The 16,636-nt window shown below is 61.6% G+C and carries 16 protein-coding genes; 9 read left to right on the top strand and 7 right to left on the bottom strand.

The genetic code is table 11. The features are described 5' to 3' along the window. The first annotated feature begins 1 nt into the window (after position 1). The 3 genes from U0O11_RS12005 (at position 2) to U0O11_RS11995 (ending at position 2,133) form a co-directional block, all read left to right on the top strand. Positions 2-622, top strand: a complete 621-nt coding sequence (locus tag U0O11_RS12005; protein WP_442872630.1) for a molybdenum cofactor biosynthesis protein MoaE — start codon at positions 2-4, stop codon at positions 620-622. Continuing rightward, on the top strand, positions 619-1,608 hold the full coding sequence (gene moaA / locus U0O11_RS12000; protein ID WP_054556294.1) for a GTP 3',8-cyclase MoaA: 990 nt from the start codon (positions 619-621) through the stop codon (positions 1,606-1,608). Before U0O11_RS12005 ends, moaA begins: the two co-directional genes overlap by 4 nt. A gap of 240 nt (positions 1,609-1,848) precedes the next feature. Further along, positions 1,849-2,133, top strand: coding sequence for an H-NS family histone-like protein (locus tag U0O11_RS11995; protein ID WP_043336782.1), 285 nt, complete (start codon positions 1,849-1,851; stop codon positions 2,131-2,133). A 209-nt stretch (positions 2,134-2,342) separates the two neighbouring features. Here U0O11_RS11995 and U0O11_RS11990 read toward each other — a convergent pair whose 3' ends face one another. Next, the gene (locus U0O11_RS11990; protein ID WP_043336797.1) at positions 2,343-3,923 is read right to left on the bottom strand and encodes a ribonuclease J; all 1,581 of its coding nucleotides are present in this window, start codon (positions 3,921-3,923) and stop codon (positions 2,343-2,345) included. 414 nt (positions 3,924-4,337) lie between these two features. Between U0O11_RS11990 and purU the strand changes: the two genes are divergently transcribed. Then, on the top strand, positions 4,338-5,192 hold the full coding sequence (gene purU, locus U0O11_RS11985) for a formyltetrahydrofolate deformylase (RefSeq protein WP_043336780.1): 855 nt from the start codon (positions 4,338-4,340) through the stop codon (positions 5,190-5,192). 117 nt (positions 5,193-5,309) lie between these two features. Here the strand turns inward: purU and dinB are convergent, their stop codons facing one another. Both dinB and U0O11_RS11975 read right to left on the bottom strand, forming a co-directional pair. Further along, positions 5,310-6,368, bottom strand: a complete 1,059-nt coding sequence (gene dinB / locus U0O11_RS11980; protein ID WP_225346986.1) for a DNA polymerase IV — start codon at positions 6,366-6,368, stop codon at positions 5,310-5,312. A gap of 164 nt (positions 6,369-6,532) precedes the next feature. Next, entirely contained in the window at positions 6,533-7,879 is a 1,347-nt protein-coding gene (locus U0O11_RS11975; protein ID WP_324690259.1) for a Na+/H+ antiporter family protein, read from the bottom strand. 330 nt (positions 7,880-8,209) lie between these two features. Here U0O11_RS11975 and U0O11_RS11970 point away from each other — a divergent pair, with 330 nt between their 5' ends. Continuing rightward, a complete protein-coding gene (locus U0O11_RS11970; protein WP_213114861.1) occupies positions 8,210-8,827 on the top strand; it encodes a YrbL family protein in 618 nt (205 codons plus the stop codon). A gap of 138 nt (positions 8,828-8,965) precedes the next feature. Here U0O11_RS11970 and bioA read toward each other — a convergent pair whose 3' ends face one another. Further along, positions 8,966-10,276: an adenosylmethionine--8-amino-7-oxononanoate transaminase gene (gene bioA / locus U0O11_RS11965; protein WP_324690256.1), complete on the bottom strand. Its 1,311-nt coding sequence runs from the start codon at positions 10,274-10,276 to the stop codon at positions 8,966-8,968. Between the two features lie 75 nt (positions 10,277-10,351). After that, entirely contained in the window at positions 10,352-10,549 is a 198-nt protein-coding gene (locus U0O11_RS11960; RefSeq protein ID WP_152965394.1) for a hypothetical protein, read from the bottom strand. Positions 10,550-10,993: 444 nt separating this feature from the next. Here U0O11_RS11960 and U0O11_RS11955 point away from each other — a divergent pair, with 444 nt between their 5' ends. Next, positions 10,994-11,377 (top strand): histone-like nucleoid-structuring protein, MvaT/MvaU family, encoded by a 384-nt coding sequence (locus U0O11_RS11955; protein ID WP_043336770.1) that lies wholly within the window; start codon positions 10,994-10,996, stop codon positions 11,375-11,377. Positions 11,378-11,629: 252 nt separating this feature from the next. Here the strand turns inward: U0O11_RS11955 and U0O11_RS11950 are convergent, their stop codons facing one another. Then, complete coding sequence (locus U0O11_RS11950) at positions 11,630-12,454, bottom strand: anti-sigma factor (RefSeq protein ID WP_324690253.1); 825 nt, start codon at positions 12,452-12,454, stop codon at positions 11,630-11,632. Beyond that, a complete protein-coding gene (locus U0O11_RS11945) occupies positions 12,451-13,029 on the bottom strand; it encodes a sigma-70 family RNA polymerase sigma factor (RefSeq protein WP_043334088.1) in 579 nt (192 codons plus the stop codon). Before U0O11_RS11945 ends, U0O11_RS11950 begins: the two co-directional genes overlap by 4 nt. Positions 13,030-13,352: 323 nt before the next feature. Between U0O11_RS11945 and U0O11_RS11940 the strand changes: the two genes are divergently transcribed. From U0O11_RS11940 to U0O11_RS11930, 3 genes are all read left to right on the top strand, one after another. Then, entirely contained in the window at positions 13,353-14,237 is an 885-nt protein-coding gene (locus U0O11_RS11940) for an NAD(+) kinase (protein WP_043334090.1), read from the top strand. 16 nt (positions 14,238-14,253) lie between these two features. Continuing rightward, positions 14,254-15,330 carry a metallophosphoesterase gene (locus tag U0O11_RS11935; RefSeq protein WP_052384625.1) on the top strand — a complete coding sequence of 359 codons (1,077 nt, stop codon included), beginning with the start codon at positions 14,254-14,256 and terminating at the stop codon, positions 15,328-15,330. 288 nt (positions 15,331-15,618) lie between these two features. Then, entirely contained in the window at positions 15,619-16,515 is an 897-nt protein-coding gene (locus U0O11_RS11930; protein WP_324690249.1) for a rhomboid family intramembrane serine protease, read from the top strand. Positions 16,516-16,636: the final 121 nt, after the last annotated feature.

The raw sequence follows: 16,636 nt of genomic DNA, 5'->3' as shown, positions 1-16,636 counted from the left end.
CATGACCCAGGTCGCAAACGAAGCCTCGCAGGCCTTTTCGGTCAGCATTCAGGCCAGCGATTTTGATCTGCGTGTCGAGCAGGACATTTTGACGCGTGGGCGCGGCGACATCGGTGCCGTGGTGTCCTTCACGGGGCTGGTGCGTGATTTCAATCAGCGACCGGATGTCGTCGCGCTGACGCTGGAACACTATCCCGGCATGACGGAGCGCAGCCTCGAACGCTTGATCACAGAGGCTCGCGAGCGCTTCCCGCTCACCGGGGTGCGCATCATTCACCGTGTCGGACGGCTCGAGCCCGGCGACAATATCGTGCTGGTGCTGGTCGCCAGTGCGCATCGTCAGGCGGCCTTTGCCGGCTGTGACTTCCTGATGGACCACCTCAAGTCGCGGGCGCCTTTCTGGAAAAAGGAGCACACCGCCACGGGAGATTATTGGGTGCGGGAACGCTCGAGCGATCGCGAGGCACTCGAGCGCTGGCATCCAGAGTCCGCGCTGACGGCAGAGGGTGAAGCGGTATCCCCCCTTGCCGAGCAACACAAGGCTGATGACTCATTGGCCGAGGCCAGCGGCGAAGAGAGACAATCAGCGCTGGCAACACCCAATTTTTCGGGAGAGTCATGATGGAAACCCTGGTCGATGACTTCGGTCGTCGCATCCGCTATGTTCGCCTGTCAGTGACGGACCGATGTGATTTTCGCTGCGTCTATTGCATGAGCGAAGAGATGACCTTTCTGCCGCGCGACGAGGTCTTGAGCCTCGAAGAGATCGCGTTGCTGGCGCGCGCCTTCGTGGAATTGGGAGTCGAGAAGATTCGCCTGACCGGAGGGGAGCCGCTGGTACGGCGTGATATCGGCAAGCTGGTTGATGAAATCGGCGCACTCGAGGGACTCAAGGACTTCTCGATGACCACCAACGGCGCGGGCCTTGCCAAGCACGCCGCTCAGTTGAAGGCCGCCGGCATGTCACGGCTCAATATCAGCCTTGATTCTCTGGACCCGGAGCGCTTCAAGGCGCTGACGCGTACCGGCGACCTGAACAAGGTGATCGCTGGCATCCGTGCTGCGCGCGAGGAAGGTTTCCGCATCAAGCTCAATGCAGTGGTGCTGAAAGGGCGCAATGATCACGAAGTGGTGTCGCTGGTCGAATTCGCGCGTGAGGAAGGGTTGGACATCAGCTTCATCGAGGAGATGCCGCTGGGCCAGGTCTCGGATCACGGGCGTGATGAGACCTTCTGCTCCAGTGATGATGTCCAGGCGCGCATCGAGACGCGTTATCCGCTGATTCCTACGCTTGAAGACAGCCTGGGGCCGGCGCGTTATTTCCGCATGGCGGACAGCGAATCACGGGTGGGATTCATCTCACCGCACAGTCATAACTTCTGCTCGACCTGCAACCGCGTTCGCGTCACGGTAGAGGGGCGTCTGTTGCTGTGTCTTGGCAATGAGCACTCGCTTGACCTGCGTGACATCATGCGTCGCCACCCGGGTGACATCGAGCCGCTCAAGGCCGCGATCATCGATGCCATGCACCTCAAGCCCGAGCGTCATCACTTCACGACGGACGGTGATGTCCAGATCGTTCGCTTCATGAACATGACGGGAGGCTGAGTCCTTTTTCGTCATCAGTCGTGGCGCTCATGTTGATCGAGCCATTCTGGATAATTCACAGGCGCTCACAAGAACCCCGCTATCAAGCGGGGTTTTTGTTGGTCTATCCTATGGAAACACTGCCTTGCTTTTGACAAGGCTTGTTAGTTCATATTTAGCGCTTATACTTTGCTGCATTATCACATCCAATGCGATGACTCGCAGGGATTCCAGCTCAGTGCATATGGTGGAGGTAGCGAAATGACAGCCGATTCTCTCGAAAAGATCGCTCGTAACAAGAATGTTGCTCGTGCAGCAGCGCGTCAGCTGTCCATGGAACAACTGCACAAGCTGTCCGAGGTCATCAATGAGGTGATCGAGCAGAAAGCCGAAGAAGACGAGCAGCGCCGCGAAGAAGAAATCGCCAAGGAGCGCAAGCTTGCCGAGATTCGTGATGCGATGATCGAAGCTGGCCTTTCCGTGGATGATCTGGTCAGTGATCAGCCCAAGCGTCGTGGCCGTCCGCCGAAGAACAAGTCCGTTTGAGACCTTCGGCCTGACGCCATGGAGGTGGCTGAAGCGCTTGAGATCGAGATTGCCAGCCGGCAAGTCGGCAATCTCGCCATCACCAGTCCCTGAGCGCCTCCCAGCAGCAGAAAAGCCCGCCCGGTATTTCCCGGGCGGGCTTTTTCATGCGCTGCTTTGTGCAGGGCAGTGAGCTCAAGGCGGCCATCACTTCAATGATGGCGCGACACTCACTCCTGATTCATGGCCATGATATGCAGGAAGAGCACCGGCTCATGGCGCAGGTGATTGCGCAGCCAGCGATTGATGCGGCCATCGAGTTGCTGCTTGAGTTCACGTTCATTGCTGGCATCCAGGCCTGCCAGGGTGTCATCCAGCCACTCGGCGAAGCTGTCTTCATCGAGGCTTGAAGTACCGCTGATATCCAGCATCAAGCGGCCGATGCGAACCCAGCCGGCCTCCTGCAGCGTGACGGGCAACGCCAGTGAGACGCTGCCATGCCGGCCGAGACGCGCGCGGGCACGGCGGTCCATGGAATCCAGCGGACGCACCTTGTCATGCTCGATGATGCGCTCGTGCAGTGTCAGGCGTTTTTCCACCGACAGCCCCTGAGCATCGAGGCGAATCACGTCACCATTGACGGGAATCAGCGGTGCCTCGATGCCCAGGGACTGTGCCACCTGGGTGTGAGCGAGCTGGTGGCGATATTCGCCATGCACCGGCAGCAGGCGTACCGGTTTGAGCCAGCCATAGAAGGTGCGCAATTCTTCCTGCGCCGGGTGCCCGGAGGCATGCAGGTCCGGGAACTGCTTCTCTTCCATGATGCCGACGCCGAGGCGTGTCAGTGCGTTGTGCAGCTTGCCGATGGCCAGCTCATTGCCGGGAATCGCCTTGGAAGAGAAGATCACGGTGTCGCCGGCAGCCAGCTCGAAGTCCGGATGGCGGGAATTGGCCAGGCGCGACAGCGCGGCGCGCGGCTCGCCCTGACTGCCGGTGGCGATCACCATGACCTCTTCCGGGGGCAGGTAGCCCAGATCCTTCACCGGGACCAGCGGCGGGAAGTCTTCCAGATAGCCGAGACCGCGGGCGACGCGCACCATGCGCTCCATCGAGCGCCCCAGCAGCGTGATGCGGCGACCATTGCGTGCGGCGGCGCGCCCCAGCGCCAGTATGCGGGCCAGGTTGCTGGCAAAGCAGGTCACGACGACGCGTCCACGACAGCCGGCCAGCGTCTTCTCCAGCGCACGGGCTACCTCGCCCTCGCTGCGCGAATGACCCGCCAGCGGCGCATTGGTGGAGTCGCCGACGACCAGATCGACCGGTGCCAGTGCCTGATAGCGCTCCGGATCGGTGGGCTCGCCGATCAGCGGCTCCGGGTCCAACTTCCAGTCGCCGGTATGCATCACGCGATATTCCGGCGTGACGATCAGCAACGAGCAGCTTTCCGGAATGGAGTGGGTCAGCGGCAACAATCGCAGCGCGAAGGGGCCGGATTCGAAGCCTTCATCCACCTCGATGATCTGCAGGCTCGAGGTTTCCAGCTCGCGCTCGGCAAACTTGGCGCGCAGCAGGCCAGCCGCCAAGGGCGTGGCGATGATCGGGCAGCGCCATTTCGGCCACAGCCAGGCGACCGCGCCGATGTGGTCTTCGTGGCCATGGGTGATCACCAGCATCTGCGGGCTGATGCCCAGGCTTGCCAGGGACTCGATATCCGGCACCTGCAGCGGACCTTCCGGCAGGTCCTGGCGAATCATCATGCCGCAATCCACGGCAATCCAGTGATCCTGATAACCATAAAGCGTCAGATTCATGCCGATCTCGCCGCAGCCACCCAGCGGTAGCAGGTGCAGCGGCGGACGTTGTCTCTGACGGACTTGAACGCGGGGTTTCAACATGGATGTCATGCCATCTATAAAATGTGGCTCAACTATACGGGAATCCCGCGAAGCGCCACAAATGGCGCTGTTGTCCGATCGCGTCAATTCGAGAGCGGCCCAACCGTCCGCGTGACGCCTTGAGGTGGGCCGGCGTGATGGCCGCTGATCGCAATGTCGTATTGACCATATGGACAGAATCGGGGCGCAGCACTGTTTCAGGCCGCGTGATCAGCTACAATAGCCCACCTTTGCCGAGGGGCTGCTTACGGGCGGTGTCATGATTCCTCGCGCAGGCCGGCGCTTCGCCGGCTGAACATCATTCCCGCTATCACAATGGTTGAACTTACGATGTCTCACGCCTATCGCCTGGTGGTGTCCTGCCCTGATCAGGTCGGAATTGTTGCCCGAGTTTCCACTTTCATCGCCGAGCAGGGCGGGTGGATCACCGAAGCCAATCAGCATTCTGATCTTGGCGCCGGTCGTTTCTTCATGCGCTATGAGATCAACCCCGAGACCATCGGCCTGAGCGCCGCTGAGCTCGGCAAGCGCTTCGCCCCGATCGGTGAAGAGTTCGGCATGCAGTGGCGCGTGCATGACACCGCCGCCAAGAAGCGTGTCGTGCTGATGGTCTCCAAGGACTCCCATTGCCTGGTGGACCTGCTGCATCGCTGGCAGTCCGGTGATCTGGATTGCGAGATTCCCTGCGTCATTTCCAACCACGATGACATGCGTTCGCTGGTGGAATGGCACGGCATTCCGTTCCATCACGTGCCGGTCGACAAGAATGACAAGGCGCCGGCCTTTGCCGAAGTCGAGCGTCTGGTGGAAGAATCCCGGGCCGATTGCATCGTGCTGGCGCGCTACATGCAGATCATTCCGCCGAGCCTGTGTGAGCGCTATGCCGGTCGCCTGATCAACATCCACCACAGCTTCCTGCCTTCCTTCGTGGGCGCCAAGCCGTATCACCAGGCCTTCGGGCGTGGGGTCAAGCTGATCGGCGCGACCTGCCATTACGTGACCGAAGAGCTGGATGCCGGCCCGATCATCGAGCAGGACATCCACCGCGTCACTCACTGCCATACCGCCGAGGAACTGGTGCGCATCGGCCGTGATGTCGAGCAGAAAGTGCTGGCGCGCGGGCTGCGTTGGCACCTGCAGGATCGCGTGCTGATCCACGGCAACAAGACCATCGTCTTCGCCTGAGCCTCGCTTGCTCAGCGCATGAGTCTGTCATCGACCTGAGGTCGTGACGAAGAAGCCGGTACCTGTTTCAGGTGCCGGCTTTGTTGTTTTCGGGATGGGGTGGGCGCCTGGCGTGAGCTAGAACAATCCCAGCTGCTGGGCGTCCTCGCGGGCCTTGAGGCGCACGCCGACACCCAGCAGGCGGACAGGTCGATGGCCGCGTTGCCAGGCTTGCTCCATCAGCAGGGCGAAGCTGTTGGCGCTCGGCAGCGTGGTGGTCGAGGCGGGGAGCAGGCTTTCCAGCGTGGTGCTCTCGAAGTTGCTGAAGCGGATCTTGACGAACTGCTTGGCCAGCACCGGCTGGTCATGGCGGGCGTGACGGCTGGTCAGGCGTTCGAGTAGCGCAGGCAGGCGCTCGAGGCAGGCTGGCAGATCAGGCAGGTCGTGATCGAAGGTGTGCTCGACACTGATCGACTTGCGCTCGCGCTCGACACGCACCGGTCGCTCATCGATGCCGTGCGCCAGTTCGTGCAGGCGGGTGCCGAACTTGCCGAAGTGCTCGGCCAGGGTCGTCAACGGCGTGGTGCGCATGTCCTCGCAGGTGGTGATGCCCAGGCGTGTCAGGCGCGCCAGCGTCGCGGGGCCGACCCCGTGCAGCTTGCCGACGGGCAGCTGGCGGATGAAGGCGTCGCTGGTCTCGGGCGTGATCACCGTCAGGCCGTCGGGCTTTTCCCAGTCACTGGCGATCTTGGCCAGAAACTTGTTGGCGGCCACGCCAAGGGAGAGGGTGATGCCGGTGCGCTTGAGCGCCTCTTCCTTCAACCAGCGCGCCATCCAGGTGGCGCTGCCCTGAAAGTCAGTCACGGCGCTGACATCCAGATAGGCCTCATCCAGCGAGAGGGGCTCCACCAGGGGTGTCAGCTCATGGAAGAGTGCCTGGATCTCGGCGGAGACGGCGCGGTAGCGCTCGAAGTCCGGGGGCACCAGAATCAGCTGAGGGCACAGGCGCAGCGCGCGGGCAGTCGACATCGCCGAGCGTACGCCGAAGGCACGCGCGGGATAGTTGCAGGTGGCGATGACACCGCGTTGCTCGGTGCGGCCACCGATGGCGATGGGCACCTCGCGCCACTCGGGATGGCGGAGCATCTCGACGGCGGCATAGAAGCAATCGCAGTCGGCGTGGAGGATCTTGCGCATGCGCGCATCATGCTAAAAGACTGGATGGCTGTCCAGTAGCTGTGCCCATTCATTGCGCCTGAGCCGGCTCCGCAACGACAACGCCCGACAGGGAGGAGAGTCCTCTCTGTCGGGCGTTGGCATGTCTGGCATCTCGCTTGGGCGCGAGGCTGTCGCTCAGCGGATTACAGCGTCATCGCGGCCACCCAGCCGAACACGATCAACGGGATGTTGTAGTGGATGAAGGTCGGCACCACGCTGTCCCAGATGTGGTCGTGCTGCTGATCGACATTCAGGCCGGCCGTCGGGCCGAGGGTCGAGTCAGAGGCAGGTGAGCCGGCATCCCCCAGCGCGGCAGCGGTGCCGATCAGCGCGACGGTGGCCAGCGGCGAGAAGCCGAATTGCAGCGCCAGCGGCACGTAGATGGCGGCAATGATCGGAATGGTCGAGAAGCTGGAGCCGATGCCGAGGGTGATGAACAGGCCGACCATCAGCATGACCAGCGCGGCCAGCGGCTTGTTGTCACCGATGATGTGGAAGGAGGCGTCGACCAGGGTCTGGATGTCGCCGGTGGCCTTCATCACGGAAGCGAAACCTGCCGCCGAGATCATGATGAAGCCGATCAGCGCCATCATGCGCATGCCGGAGGTGAAGAGGTCATCCGCTTCGTTCCACTTGAACAGACCACCCAGCGAGAGGATGGCGAAGCCGACCAGGCCGCCGAGAATCATCGAGCCGGAATACAGCTGAATGCCGAGGGCGGCGATGATGGCGATACCTGCCATGATCAGGCCGCTCTTGGACGGCGAGTGCATGGGCGTGTGATGCGGTACGTTGCTGGACTTGATCTCGCGGGTCGCGTAGTCACGCGGCTTGCGGTAGGAGACGAACAGCGCCGTCAGCAGGCCGAGAAACATGCCGCCGACGGGAATCGCCATCGCCATCGGCACCATGCCGCGGGTCACGTCGAGACCGAGCGACTGGCCGGCCTCATTGATATTGGCCAGCAGGATGTCGTTGAGGAAGATGGAGCCGAAACCGACCGGCAGCAGCATGTAGGGCGCGGTCAGGCCGAAGGTCAGTGCACAGGCCACGGCACGACGATCCAGGCGCAGGCGGTTCATGGCGACCAGCAGCGGCGGAATCAGGATCGGGATGAAGGCGATGTGGACCGGAATCAGGTTCTGGGAGGAAATCGCGACCAGAGTCACGCTGCCCAGCAGGCCGTACTTGATGGCCGTCTGGCGGCGCGGCGTGCTTTCGCCATTGAGCAGTCCGATCAGGCGTGCGGCGAGCAGGTCCGGCAAACCGGAGCGAGACAGGGCGACGGCGAAGGCACCGAGGGTGGCGTAGGCCAGCGCGACCTTGGCGCCGCCGCCGACACCGTCATTGAAGGCGCCGAGCGTGTCGGTCAGAGACAGGCCGCTGAACAGACCGCCGACCAGGGCGCCGGCGACCAGCGCGAAGACGACCGAGACGCGAGCCAACGACAGGCCGACCATGACCAGGACGGCCAGAATTACCGCATTCATGCGAGTACCTCTATGTGGGGTTGTGCCAGCTTTGGGAGTGTTGCGGACAGAGCGGGCGAACTGTGGGTGCGTGGCCACCCGATCCCGGGGCAATGCCTCGCATGACGTGTACATTCGTGACGAATGCCTTGCTGTCGCAGTGTTCCTGCGGCTTCCTCCTGAATGCCGTCAAAAACGGCGCATTATCTTACCAGAAGGGCAACGCAAGCTGAATGGCCGATGAACGTGGGCGCCGCCAAATGCCACAAGTTGGCGTGCCATGACGGCTTTTTGTAGAATGCCACGCTGCCCGGCGGCTGCAGTCGCAGGCGTTATTCAACAGGAGTGCGCATGCTGGAGCTGGAAAATGCCCGCGTCATCGGCATGGGAAATGATCGGCGTGTCTATCAGGACCCGAACGACCCCCATCGCTGCATCAAGGTCCCGCGTTACCCTGACAAGGGCAGCCGCCAGAATGAACGCGAGCAACGCTATTTCGAGGGCCTGGTCAGACGTGGCATGCGCGACTGGTCCTATGTGCCTGCCTACCACGGCAGTGTCGCCACCGCCGAGGGGCTCGGGCTGGTCTTCGATCTGATTCTCGACAGTGACGGCTCCACGTCACGCCGACTGCGCGAGGTGCATCTCGAGACCCCCGAGCGCCTGAGCACCGAGGTGCTGGTGAGCGAGCTGGCCAATCTCTATCGCTATCTCGAGAAACGCTGGTTGATTCCATCTGATCTCAATGATCGCAATATCGTGGTCCAGTTCAGCGACGACCAGCCGCCCAGATTGTGGCTGATCGACGGTATCTCGAATCCTGACTTCATTCCGCTGGCGACCAGTGTCGCCTGGCTGGCGCGGCGCAAGGTCGCGCGTCGTTATCGTCACTTCCTCAAGAAGCTGGTCAAGGGCGGTCAGCTCTCGCCAGAGGATTATCAGGCACTCGAAGCCCGTCTGTGGGGGTGAATGTCTCTGATGGTGATAGCTTTCGAGACTGGTGGCGCTCGAGAGTGGCTGCCCCTGATGGTGCTTGTCGCTGATGGCAATCGCCTTTGATGAACATCGCCAGGGGCAGTCGTGTTGTGTATCAGTGCAATCAGTGCATCAGTGTTCCAGGGTCTCGAAGTAGCTGGTCATCGCATGGGTGATCTGGCGCAAGTCCTGCGGCGAGGTGATATAGGCCGGCATGGTATAGAGCCAGCGACCGAAGGGGCGTAACCAGACACCCAGTTTACGGGCATGGGCCTGAGCGCCTGCCAGACTGCTGGCATCGTGCACTTCTATCACCGCCGTGGCACCCAATACGCGTATATCGCGAATGGCGGGGTGGGAGAAATTCAGCAGGGTGTCGCGCAACAATTGATTGAGCTCGGCAATCTTGCCCAGATAATTCTCTTCCTCGAATACCGCGAGACTTTCCAGTGCTACCTGACAGGCCAGCGGATTGCCCATGAAGGTCGGGCCGTGCATGAAGGCGCTATTGGCATCCTCGCCATCAAATGCATGGAAGATATGACTCTGGGCCAGGGTGGCGGCATGTCCCAGATATCCCCCCGTCAGTCCCTTGGAGAGCACCATGATGTCGGGAGAGACATTGGCGTGTTCACAGGCAAACATCTTGCCGGTCCGACCGAAACCGGTCGCGACTTCATCGAAGATCAATACGATCCCGAACTCATCACATAACTCGCGCGCCGCCTCGAGATAGTAGGGCGAGTACATGTTGAGGCCACCTGCCGCCTGCAAGAGAGGCTCCATCAACAATGCCGCTATCTCATGCTGGTGTGTTTCCAGACAGGCGCGCAATGCGCTGATATCGTCTGCTACCTCTTCACGACTGGCGCTGAAACCGGCAGTCGGCGCCGGTGCGAAATGGTGTCTGGGCAGGAAATCGGCGAACAAGGAATGCATGCCTTCCTCGGGGTCACACACTGCCATGCAGCCCGCCGTATCGCCGTGATAGGCCTTCATCAATGACAGCATGCGCGTTCGTCCCCGCGTGTCATCGCGGTCTTTGCGCTGTTGCTGATATTGCACTGCCATCTTCATGGCGACTTCCATGCCCACCGAGCCGCTATCCGAGAAGAAGACATGATTCAGGCCCTCGGGGGTGACGCGCACCAGCGCATCGGCAAGCTCCTTGGCCGGTCGATGGCGAATGCCGCCCAGCATCACATGGCAGAGTTCTGCCGCTTGCTGCTGAATGGCCGCGACGAGACGTGGGTGTCCGTAGCCATGGATCATGCACCACCAGGAACATGTCGCATCCAGCAGTGTCTCACCTCCCGCCAGTGTCATGCGGGCTCCCGTGCCGCCGACCACCTCCAGTGGCGCTTGCATGTCCTGCATCTGGGTATAAGGGTGCCAGAGAGAAAGTGAGTCCGTATCGCGGGTCGGCATCTGGGAAAATGGCATGGAGTGTCTCTGCGAGTGGCGGGAGAGTGGAATGGCGTGATGACGGCTCAATCTTTGTCAACTTTGACCATTCTATCAGGTTGACGGTGTTTTTGAAGTGACGCTTTCTGGAGAAAGTGTTGCATTTTGCACCACTATTAGTTCGCCACCTGCTTTAGTATGGACTTCTGTTGTTCGTTCAGGTGCATGCTTTTCGAGGTGCGCAGGCAATGACAGCTCTACATCGAAAGTCTGCAATCTGACGCCGCCACGCCAACGGGAAAGTGGTTGCATAATACTTCCTTGTGGGTTGTTGTCATGAATTGTGCATATCCCGTGAATATTGGAGGTCCAGTGATGGCGGGCCCTCAAGCCTGATATCAGGTCGTGGTAAAGACGTCTTCGTGTTGTTGCAGAGACACTTTTGGCAGGCCTGTCTTCAGTTGTGACAGGGGATAATGAAGTGCCTGGGCAGTGAGTACTGTTTTTTTGCTGGCTATTGCATTGATCGGCAAGATTGCATACTTTGGAAACATGTTATTTAAGACTTCACCTCGCAGTTGACTCGGTCTATAATCGCCCTTGATCTGGTGTGGGCGCTTAACTGTCCCGAGTGTCCTGCACAAGTCTTTATGAAAACGCGCTGTTAAACATGTGCGGCAGATGAATATCGCCGAGCCTCTTTCAGCATCGTGTTTTCGTGACTCAACTGTCTGTCCCGACATCCTGGAGATACTCATGTCCCTGTTGACTGATTTCATGCAGAAAGAGCAAGAGCTCAAGAAACTTCAAGAGCAGCTGGAAAGCCTGCGCAATGATGACCGTCTGAAGAACGAACTCGAGTTCAAGGACAAGCTGGACGCGCTGATGGGCGAGTACGGCAAGTCCACTCGTGACGTCATCACCCTGCTGGACCCGAAAGCGTCCCAGGCGCCGGCTGCTGCCGCACCGGAAAGCAAGACCGGTGGCGTGCGTCGCAAGCGCAAGCTGAAGGTCTACAAGAACCCGCACACCGGTGAAGTCATCGAGACGCGTGGTGGCAACCACAAGCAGCTGAAAGAGTGGAAGGAAGAGCACGGTGCTGAAACCGTCGAATCCTGGCTCGAGCGCACTGAAAGCTGAGCACTGGCTTTGTTGTCAGCTAGCTGACGCTGCCAGACATGAAAAAGCCCCGCGATTGCGGGGCTTTTTCATGTCTGGCGTTTGACTGACGCTAGACGACGGACTCCTTCTTTTGAGTAGTCCTAGAGCAGACCTTGAGCAGGTCTTGAGTAGACCGATAGGGCGCTTTCCCGTGAGACTCGCTGTGAAATTACATCGTCAGAAAGCGCCACTATCGGTAGCCGTCATGCCCGAGGGCTGTTATGAGGGCTATCAGCTATCACGCTGATTGAGGTCCACCAGGCGACCGATGGCGAGAATCTTGCCTGTCGGTTTGCCGGTCGGCGAACCGCCTTCTGGCTCCAGTGTCATCTCCAGCAGCTGGCCTGGGCTCATGCTGCCAATCTGCTCGGCGCTGAGTTCGATGCCGGCAATCGGGTCGACCAGCCCCAGTGAGCGCGGCCCTTCTTGCGGGTCGGTCAGGGTCCACAGTTCGATGGCGCGATCCGTCGGGCGCTCGATGGAGACCTTCGGTGTCAGCTGCAGGCCACCGCTGGGCGTGACATTGGCCACCCAGGTCGGCGTGCCCGGATCTTCCAGTGTCTGCAGGATAGCGACCATGCGTTGCGCGTCCCCGTCAGGCGTCTGGGTAGCCATCTCCGGTGATGTGCCCTCCAGCGGCGCGCTGGGAGAGAAGGGCCCCATCTGCATGACCAGCGCCAGGGCGAGACCTGCCCCCAGACCCAGTCCGAGGCCACCGCCGAGCCAGCGCAGCAGCCAGGGCGCCTTGGCCGAGGCGCTTGCCTGATCTGCGTCATGTCGAGCGGCGTCATCGCGGGTGGCGGAGGACTGCTTGAGGCGCACCAGGCTGGCGTCGATGCGCTTCCATAATGAGTCGGAAGGGGGCTCCGGCGGCAGGCGATCACTCACGCTCAGCCAATGTTGCTGCCAGCGCAGGGCCATGCGTGCGGCATTGTCATCGCGCTCGATCCAGGCGCGCACTTCGGCCTCGCGCTCAGGGTCCAGCAGCCCGAGGGCATGCTCACCCAGCAGCAGGTTCTGTTCTTCGGGAGACTCGGGAATCAGGGGGCTATTCATCGTGACAGGCACTCCTGCAGTAGCTTGAGACCGGCGCGGATGCGTCCCTTGATGGTGCCAAGCGGTGCGCTCAGCTTCTCGGCGATCTGTTCGTGTGTCAGTCCCTTGAAGAAGGCCAGCAGAATGGGCTCGCGACGCGGCACTTCCAGCTCACCCAGGCAGTCGCTCAACTGGTGCGCCGTCTGGCTGTCATCAGCCGCGGTTTCCGGGTTGGCGAGCAGATCGGCCAGCGTGTCGAGCGCATCGCTGTCGCCGCGTGGCGTCCGCCCCTGGGCGCGCAGCTGATCCAGAGCGCGATAGCGCAGGATGGTAAACAGCCAGGCGCGACCATTGCCGAGTTCACGGCGATACTGGCCCGCGTTGGACCACAGCTTGATGAAGGCGTCATGGACGGCATCTTCCGCCTGGTCGCGGCTGTTCAACAGGCGCATGGCGAGCGCCAGCATACGGCCCGATTCAAGGTCATAGAGGCTGCGGAACGCGGCCTCGTCTCCGCGTGCACAGGCTTCTATCGCACTGGCGTGGTCAAAGCTTTCCGCGTCTGGCGGACTGACTGACGGCTTCTGTGCTGGCATGGGGCGGCCGGCTCCTTTGGCAGGGGGTCCATTGATCAGCTGACGGTAAGTGCACCGCCGGGGAATGGCAAGTTGCATGATAGAGGCCTTTATTCGGGGAAGAATCAACGCCCGTGACGGTCGGGATGGCGGTGCGTCAATTGCGGGGGATAGTCAGGTAACGTCCCGCTTCCTGACTTGGATGTTCGTGGCCGGTTTTCAGACGTGTCTGGGCGTGGCGTCAGTCAGTCACCTCACATCCGATGGGGAAAGCGCGGCGCGGCTGCATTGCTGCTCGCGCGGTGAGTCCGCATAATGGCCGGCATGACAGCCTGGGAGGCGTGATGAAGCAGCAATTCAATACGATCGGCGTGATTGGCCGACTGGGCAGTGCCCAGGTGGTGGATACGCTCAAGCGCTTGATTCGCTTTCTGGATTCCCGTGGCCTGGCCATGGTGATCGAGGAGCGCACTGCCACGCTGCTGCTGGACCACGGTCTGCAGGTGGCCAGCCGCCGTCAGATGGGCGAGCAGTGTGATCTGGTGATCGTGGTCGGCGGCGATGGCAGCCTGCTGGGCGCCGCGCGCGCGTTGTGCCGCAGCGGCACGCCCGTGCTCGGCGTCAATCGTGGGCGACTCGGCTTTCTGACCGACATTCGCCCCGATGAGCTCGAGGAGAAGGTGGCCGAGGTGCTGGGCGGTGACTATCTCAGCGAGCAACGCTTCCTGCTCGAGGCCGAGGTTTACCGCGAAGGCGAGCGCATCGGGGCGGCCGATGGCCTCAATGATGTGGTGCTGCACCCCGGCAAGGCGGCGCGCATGATCGAGTTCGAGCTGTTCATCGATGGCCAGTTCGTCTACTCCCAGCGCTCGGATGGCTTGATCGTCGCCACGCCGACCGGCTCGACCGCCTATGCGCTGTCCGGTGGCGGCCCCATCGTGCATCCGCGTCTCGAGGCGATCACCCTGGTGCCGATGTTCCCGCATACCCTTTCCAGTCGTCCGATCGTGATCGATGCGGCCAGCGAGATCATCCTGCATATCAGTGCCAGCAACTCGACCTACCCGCATATCAGCTGCGATGGCCAGACCCAGGTGGTGGCCAAGCCCGGGGATGTGCTCAAGATCCGGCGCAAGAGTGAGCGTCTGACGCTGATTCATCCGCTGGAGCACAACTATTTCGAGATCTGTCGCACCAAGCTCGGTTGGAGCAATCGCCTCGGCGAATGACCTCAAGGCTCACAGCATGCAAGCATTCGTGGCGCCACAGGATGGCTATGACCTTATCGGCGATGTACACGGCTGCGGCGCCACTCTGGCGACGTTGCTGGAGACGCTCGGCTATCACATCGTCGATGGCGTCTATCGCCACCCGACCCGCAAGGTCATCTTCCTCGGCGATATCATCGATCGTGGTCCGCGCATCCGCCTGGCGGTGCAGCTGGCCAGCAGCATGGTCAATGCCGGCGAAGCGCTGATCGTGATGGGCAATCACGAATACAACGCCCTGGCGTATTGTCGGCGCGCACGCCCGCGTGCAGGCGGCGAGCATCGTGATTTCCTGCGCTCGCATACCTCACGTCACAATCGCATCATCCGCGAGACGCTTGACCAGTATCAGCATCACCCCGATGAGTGGGACGAGGCGCTGCGCTGGTTCATGCGCATGCCGCTGTGTCTGGAGCTGCCGCCGCTGGCCCCCGGCCAGAGCGGGTTGCGCGTGGTGCACGCCTGCTGGGACGAGCCACTGGTGCGTACCTTCCTGGAGCGCTACCCCGATGGCTGCATCGATGAAGATTTCCTGCATGAGTCCATCGAGCACGACAGCTTCGCCTATCGCGTGCTGGACCGCATGACGCGCGGCGCGAACCTGCGCTTGCCGGAAGGGGTCGAGATCCATTCCGGCGATGGTTTCACACGGCGAAGCTTCCGCACGCATTTCTGGGCACGTGAGCCCCGCACCTACGGCGATGTGGTCTTCCAGCCCGACAACCTGCCCGGTGAGCTGGAATCGCGCTGGTTGAGTGAGCAGGAGCTGGCCAATCTTCCTTACTACGGGCCAGAGCAGCCGCCCCTGTTCCTCGGGCACTACTGGTGCGAGGGCTTGCCGGCGCTGCCGGCCCCCAACATTGCCTGCCTGGATTACAGTGCGGTCAAGTTCGGGCGCCTGGTGGCATATCGCTTCAGTGGCGAAGCCACGCTGGATGCCGCCAACTTCGTGTGGGTACCGGTACCGCGTGAGCCTTCCCGACGCCCCGTGCCGGAAGAGCTGTCCCGCGACACCCTGTCGAACCAGTCTTTCGCCAATGGCGCCAGTCAATAGCACTGGTCATGGGTACGTCCCGATAGCGTCAGCGATGCTGTCGGCGAATGGCGATTGTTTTTTACAATCACATGTCAGTGAACCAAAGCCCGATTGCGCACTCTGAGTAAGTGTTCCCTTGAATGATCCTTGCTCAGTCCGGTGCCCCCCACCGGGCTTTTTTTATGTCTGTCATAAAGCCAGACGCCTGCGGCGCTGTGGTAGATTTTCGCAGGCTGGTCTGACTTCTCCTTGTTTATCAACGTGTACTGAGTCTGTTCAGTCGCGTGTCATCTTCAGAGGCATAGCATGTTCAAGGTTCTGACGCTGCCCGAATCCTTCGACAGCCGCCCCCTGCGTGAAGCCCTGTGGGCCGAGAAGATCGGTCACCAGATCACCCTGAGCCAGGCTCGCCCGACATCTGGCGAGGATGCCGAGAGCCACGAGGGCGGCCAGGAGCTGTGGCTGGCCGACCCCGAGCAGCTGCCGCGCGTCATCGCGATGCTCGAGCGCCAGTCACGCGGTGAACCGTTGCGGGATGCCTCTGCGGGCGCCGCGACGCGTGGCACCGCCAGTTCTCAGTCCCTCATCGCCCTGGTGCGCCAGACGCCGCTGACCTGGCTGGTCGGACTGGCCTGCTGCGTCACCGTGCTGTTCCAGTATGCGCTGGGCCAGGCGGCGGTATTCGAGTGGCTGGCCATCGTGCCCTTCGAGCTTGTCGGCAGTCAGCACATCGCACCCGAGCCGCTGTCCGTGACGCTGGCGGGGGAGTGGTGGCGGCTCTGGTCGCCGTCATTGATGCACTTCGGGGTACTGCACCTGGTGTTCAACCTGCTGTGGCTGTGGGTGTTCGGGCGACAGATCGAGGCCATCGATGGCGGTTGGCGCTTCGCGCTGGTCGTGGTGCTGAGCGGCGTGGCGGCCAATCTGGCTCAATACGCCACCGGCAGCGTGCTGTTCGGTGGGCTGTCGGGGATCGACTTCGCCGTCATCGGCTATGTCTTCATCGCTGCACGCCGGCGCCCCGCGCTGGGCTATCAGATGCAGCGCTCGCTGATGATCTTCATGCTGATCTATCTGGTGCTGTGCATGACGCCGCTCTCGAGTGCCATCGGCCTGGGCGCCATCGCCAACGAGGCGCATCTTGGTGGCCTGCTGACCGGTCTGCTGCTGGGCTGGCTGCTCCCCAGGCGCAGCGCAGCCTGAGCCTTGGCGCTTCGGCCCCGGGGATGGCACTGCCGGAAATGACACTGCGCGAAACGACAATGCTAGAATGGCGGCCATCCCCAGTGACTCCGATGGTCCGCCTTCGGCAGTCGTGGACCCG

The organism is Cobetia sp. D5, assembly GCF_035666195.1.
In the GTDB taxonomy this organism is placed as follows: domain Bacteria; phylum Pseudomonadota; class Gammaproteobacteria; order Pseudomonadales; family Halomonadaceae; genus Cobetia; species Cobetia amphilecti.
This window is presented reverse-complemented; position numbering and strand designations above follow the sequence as displayed.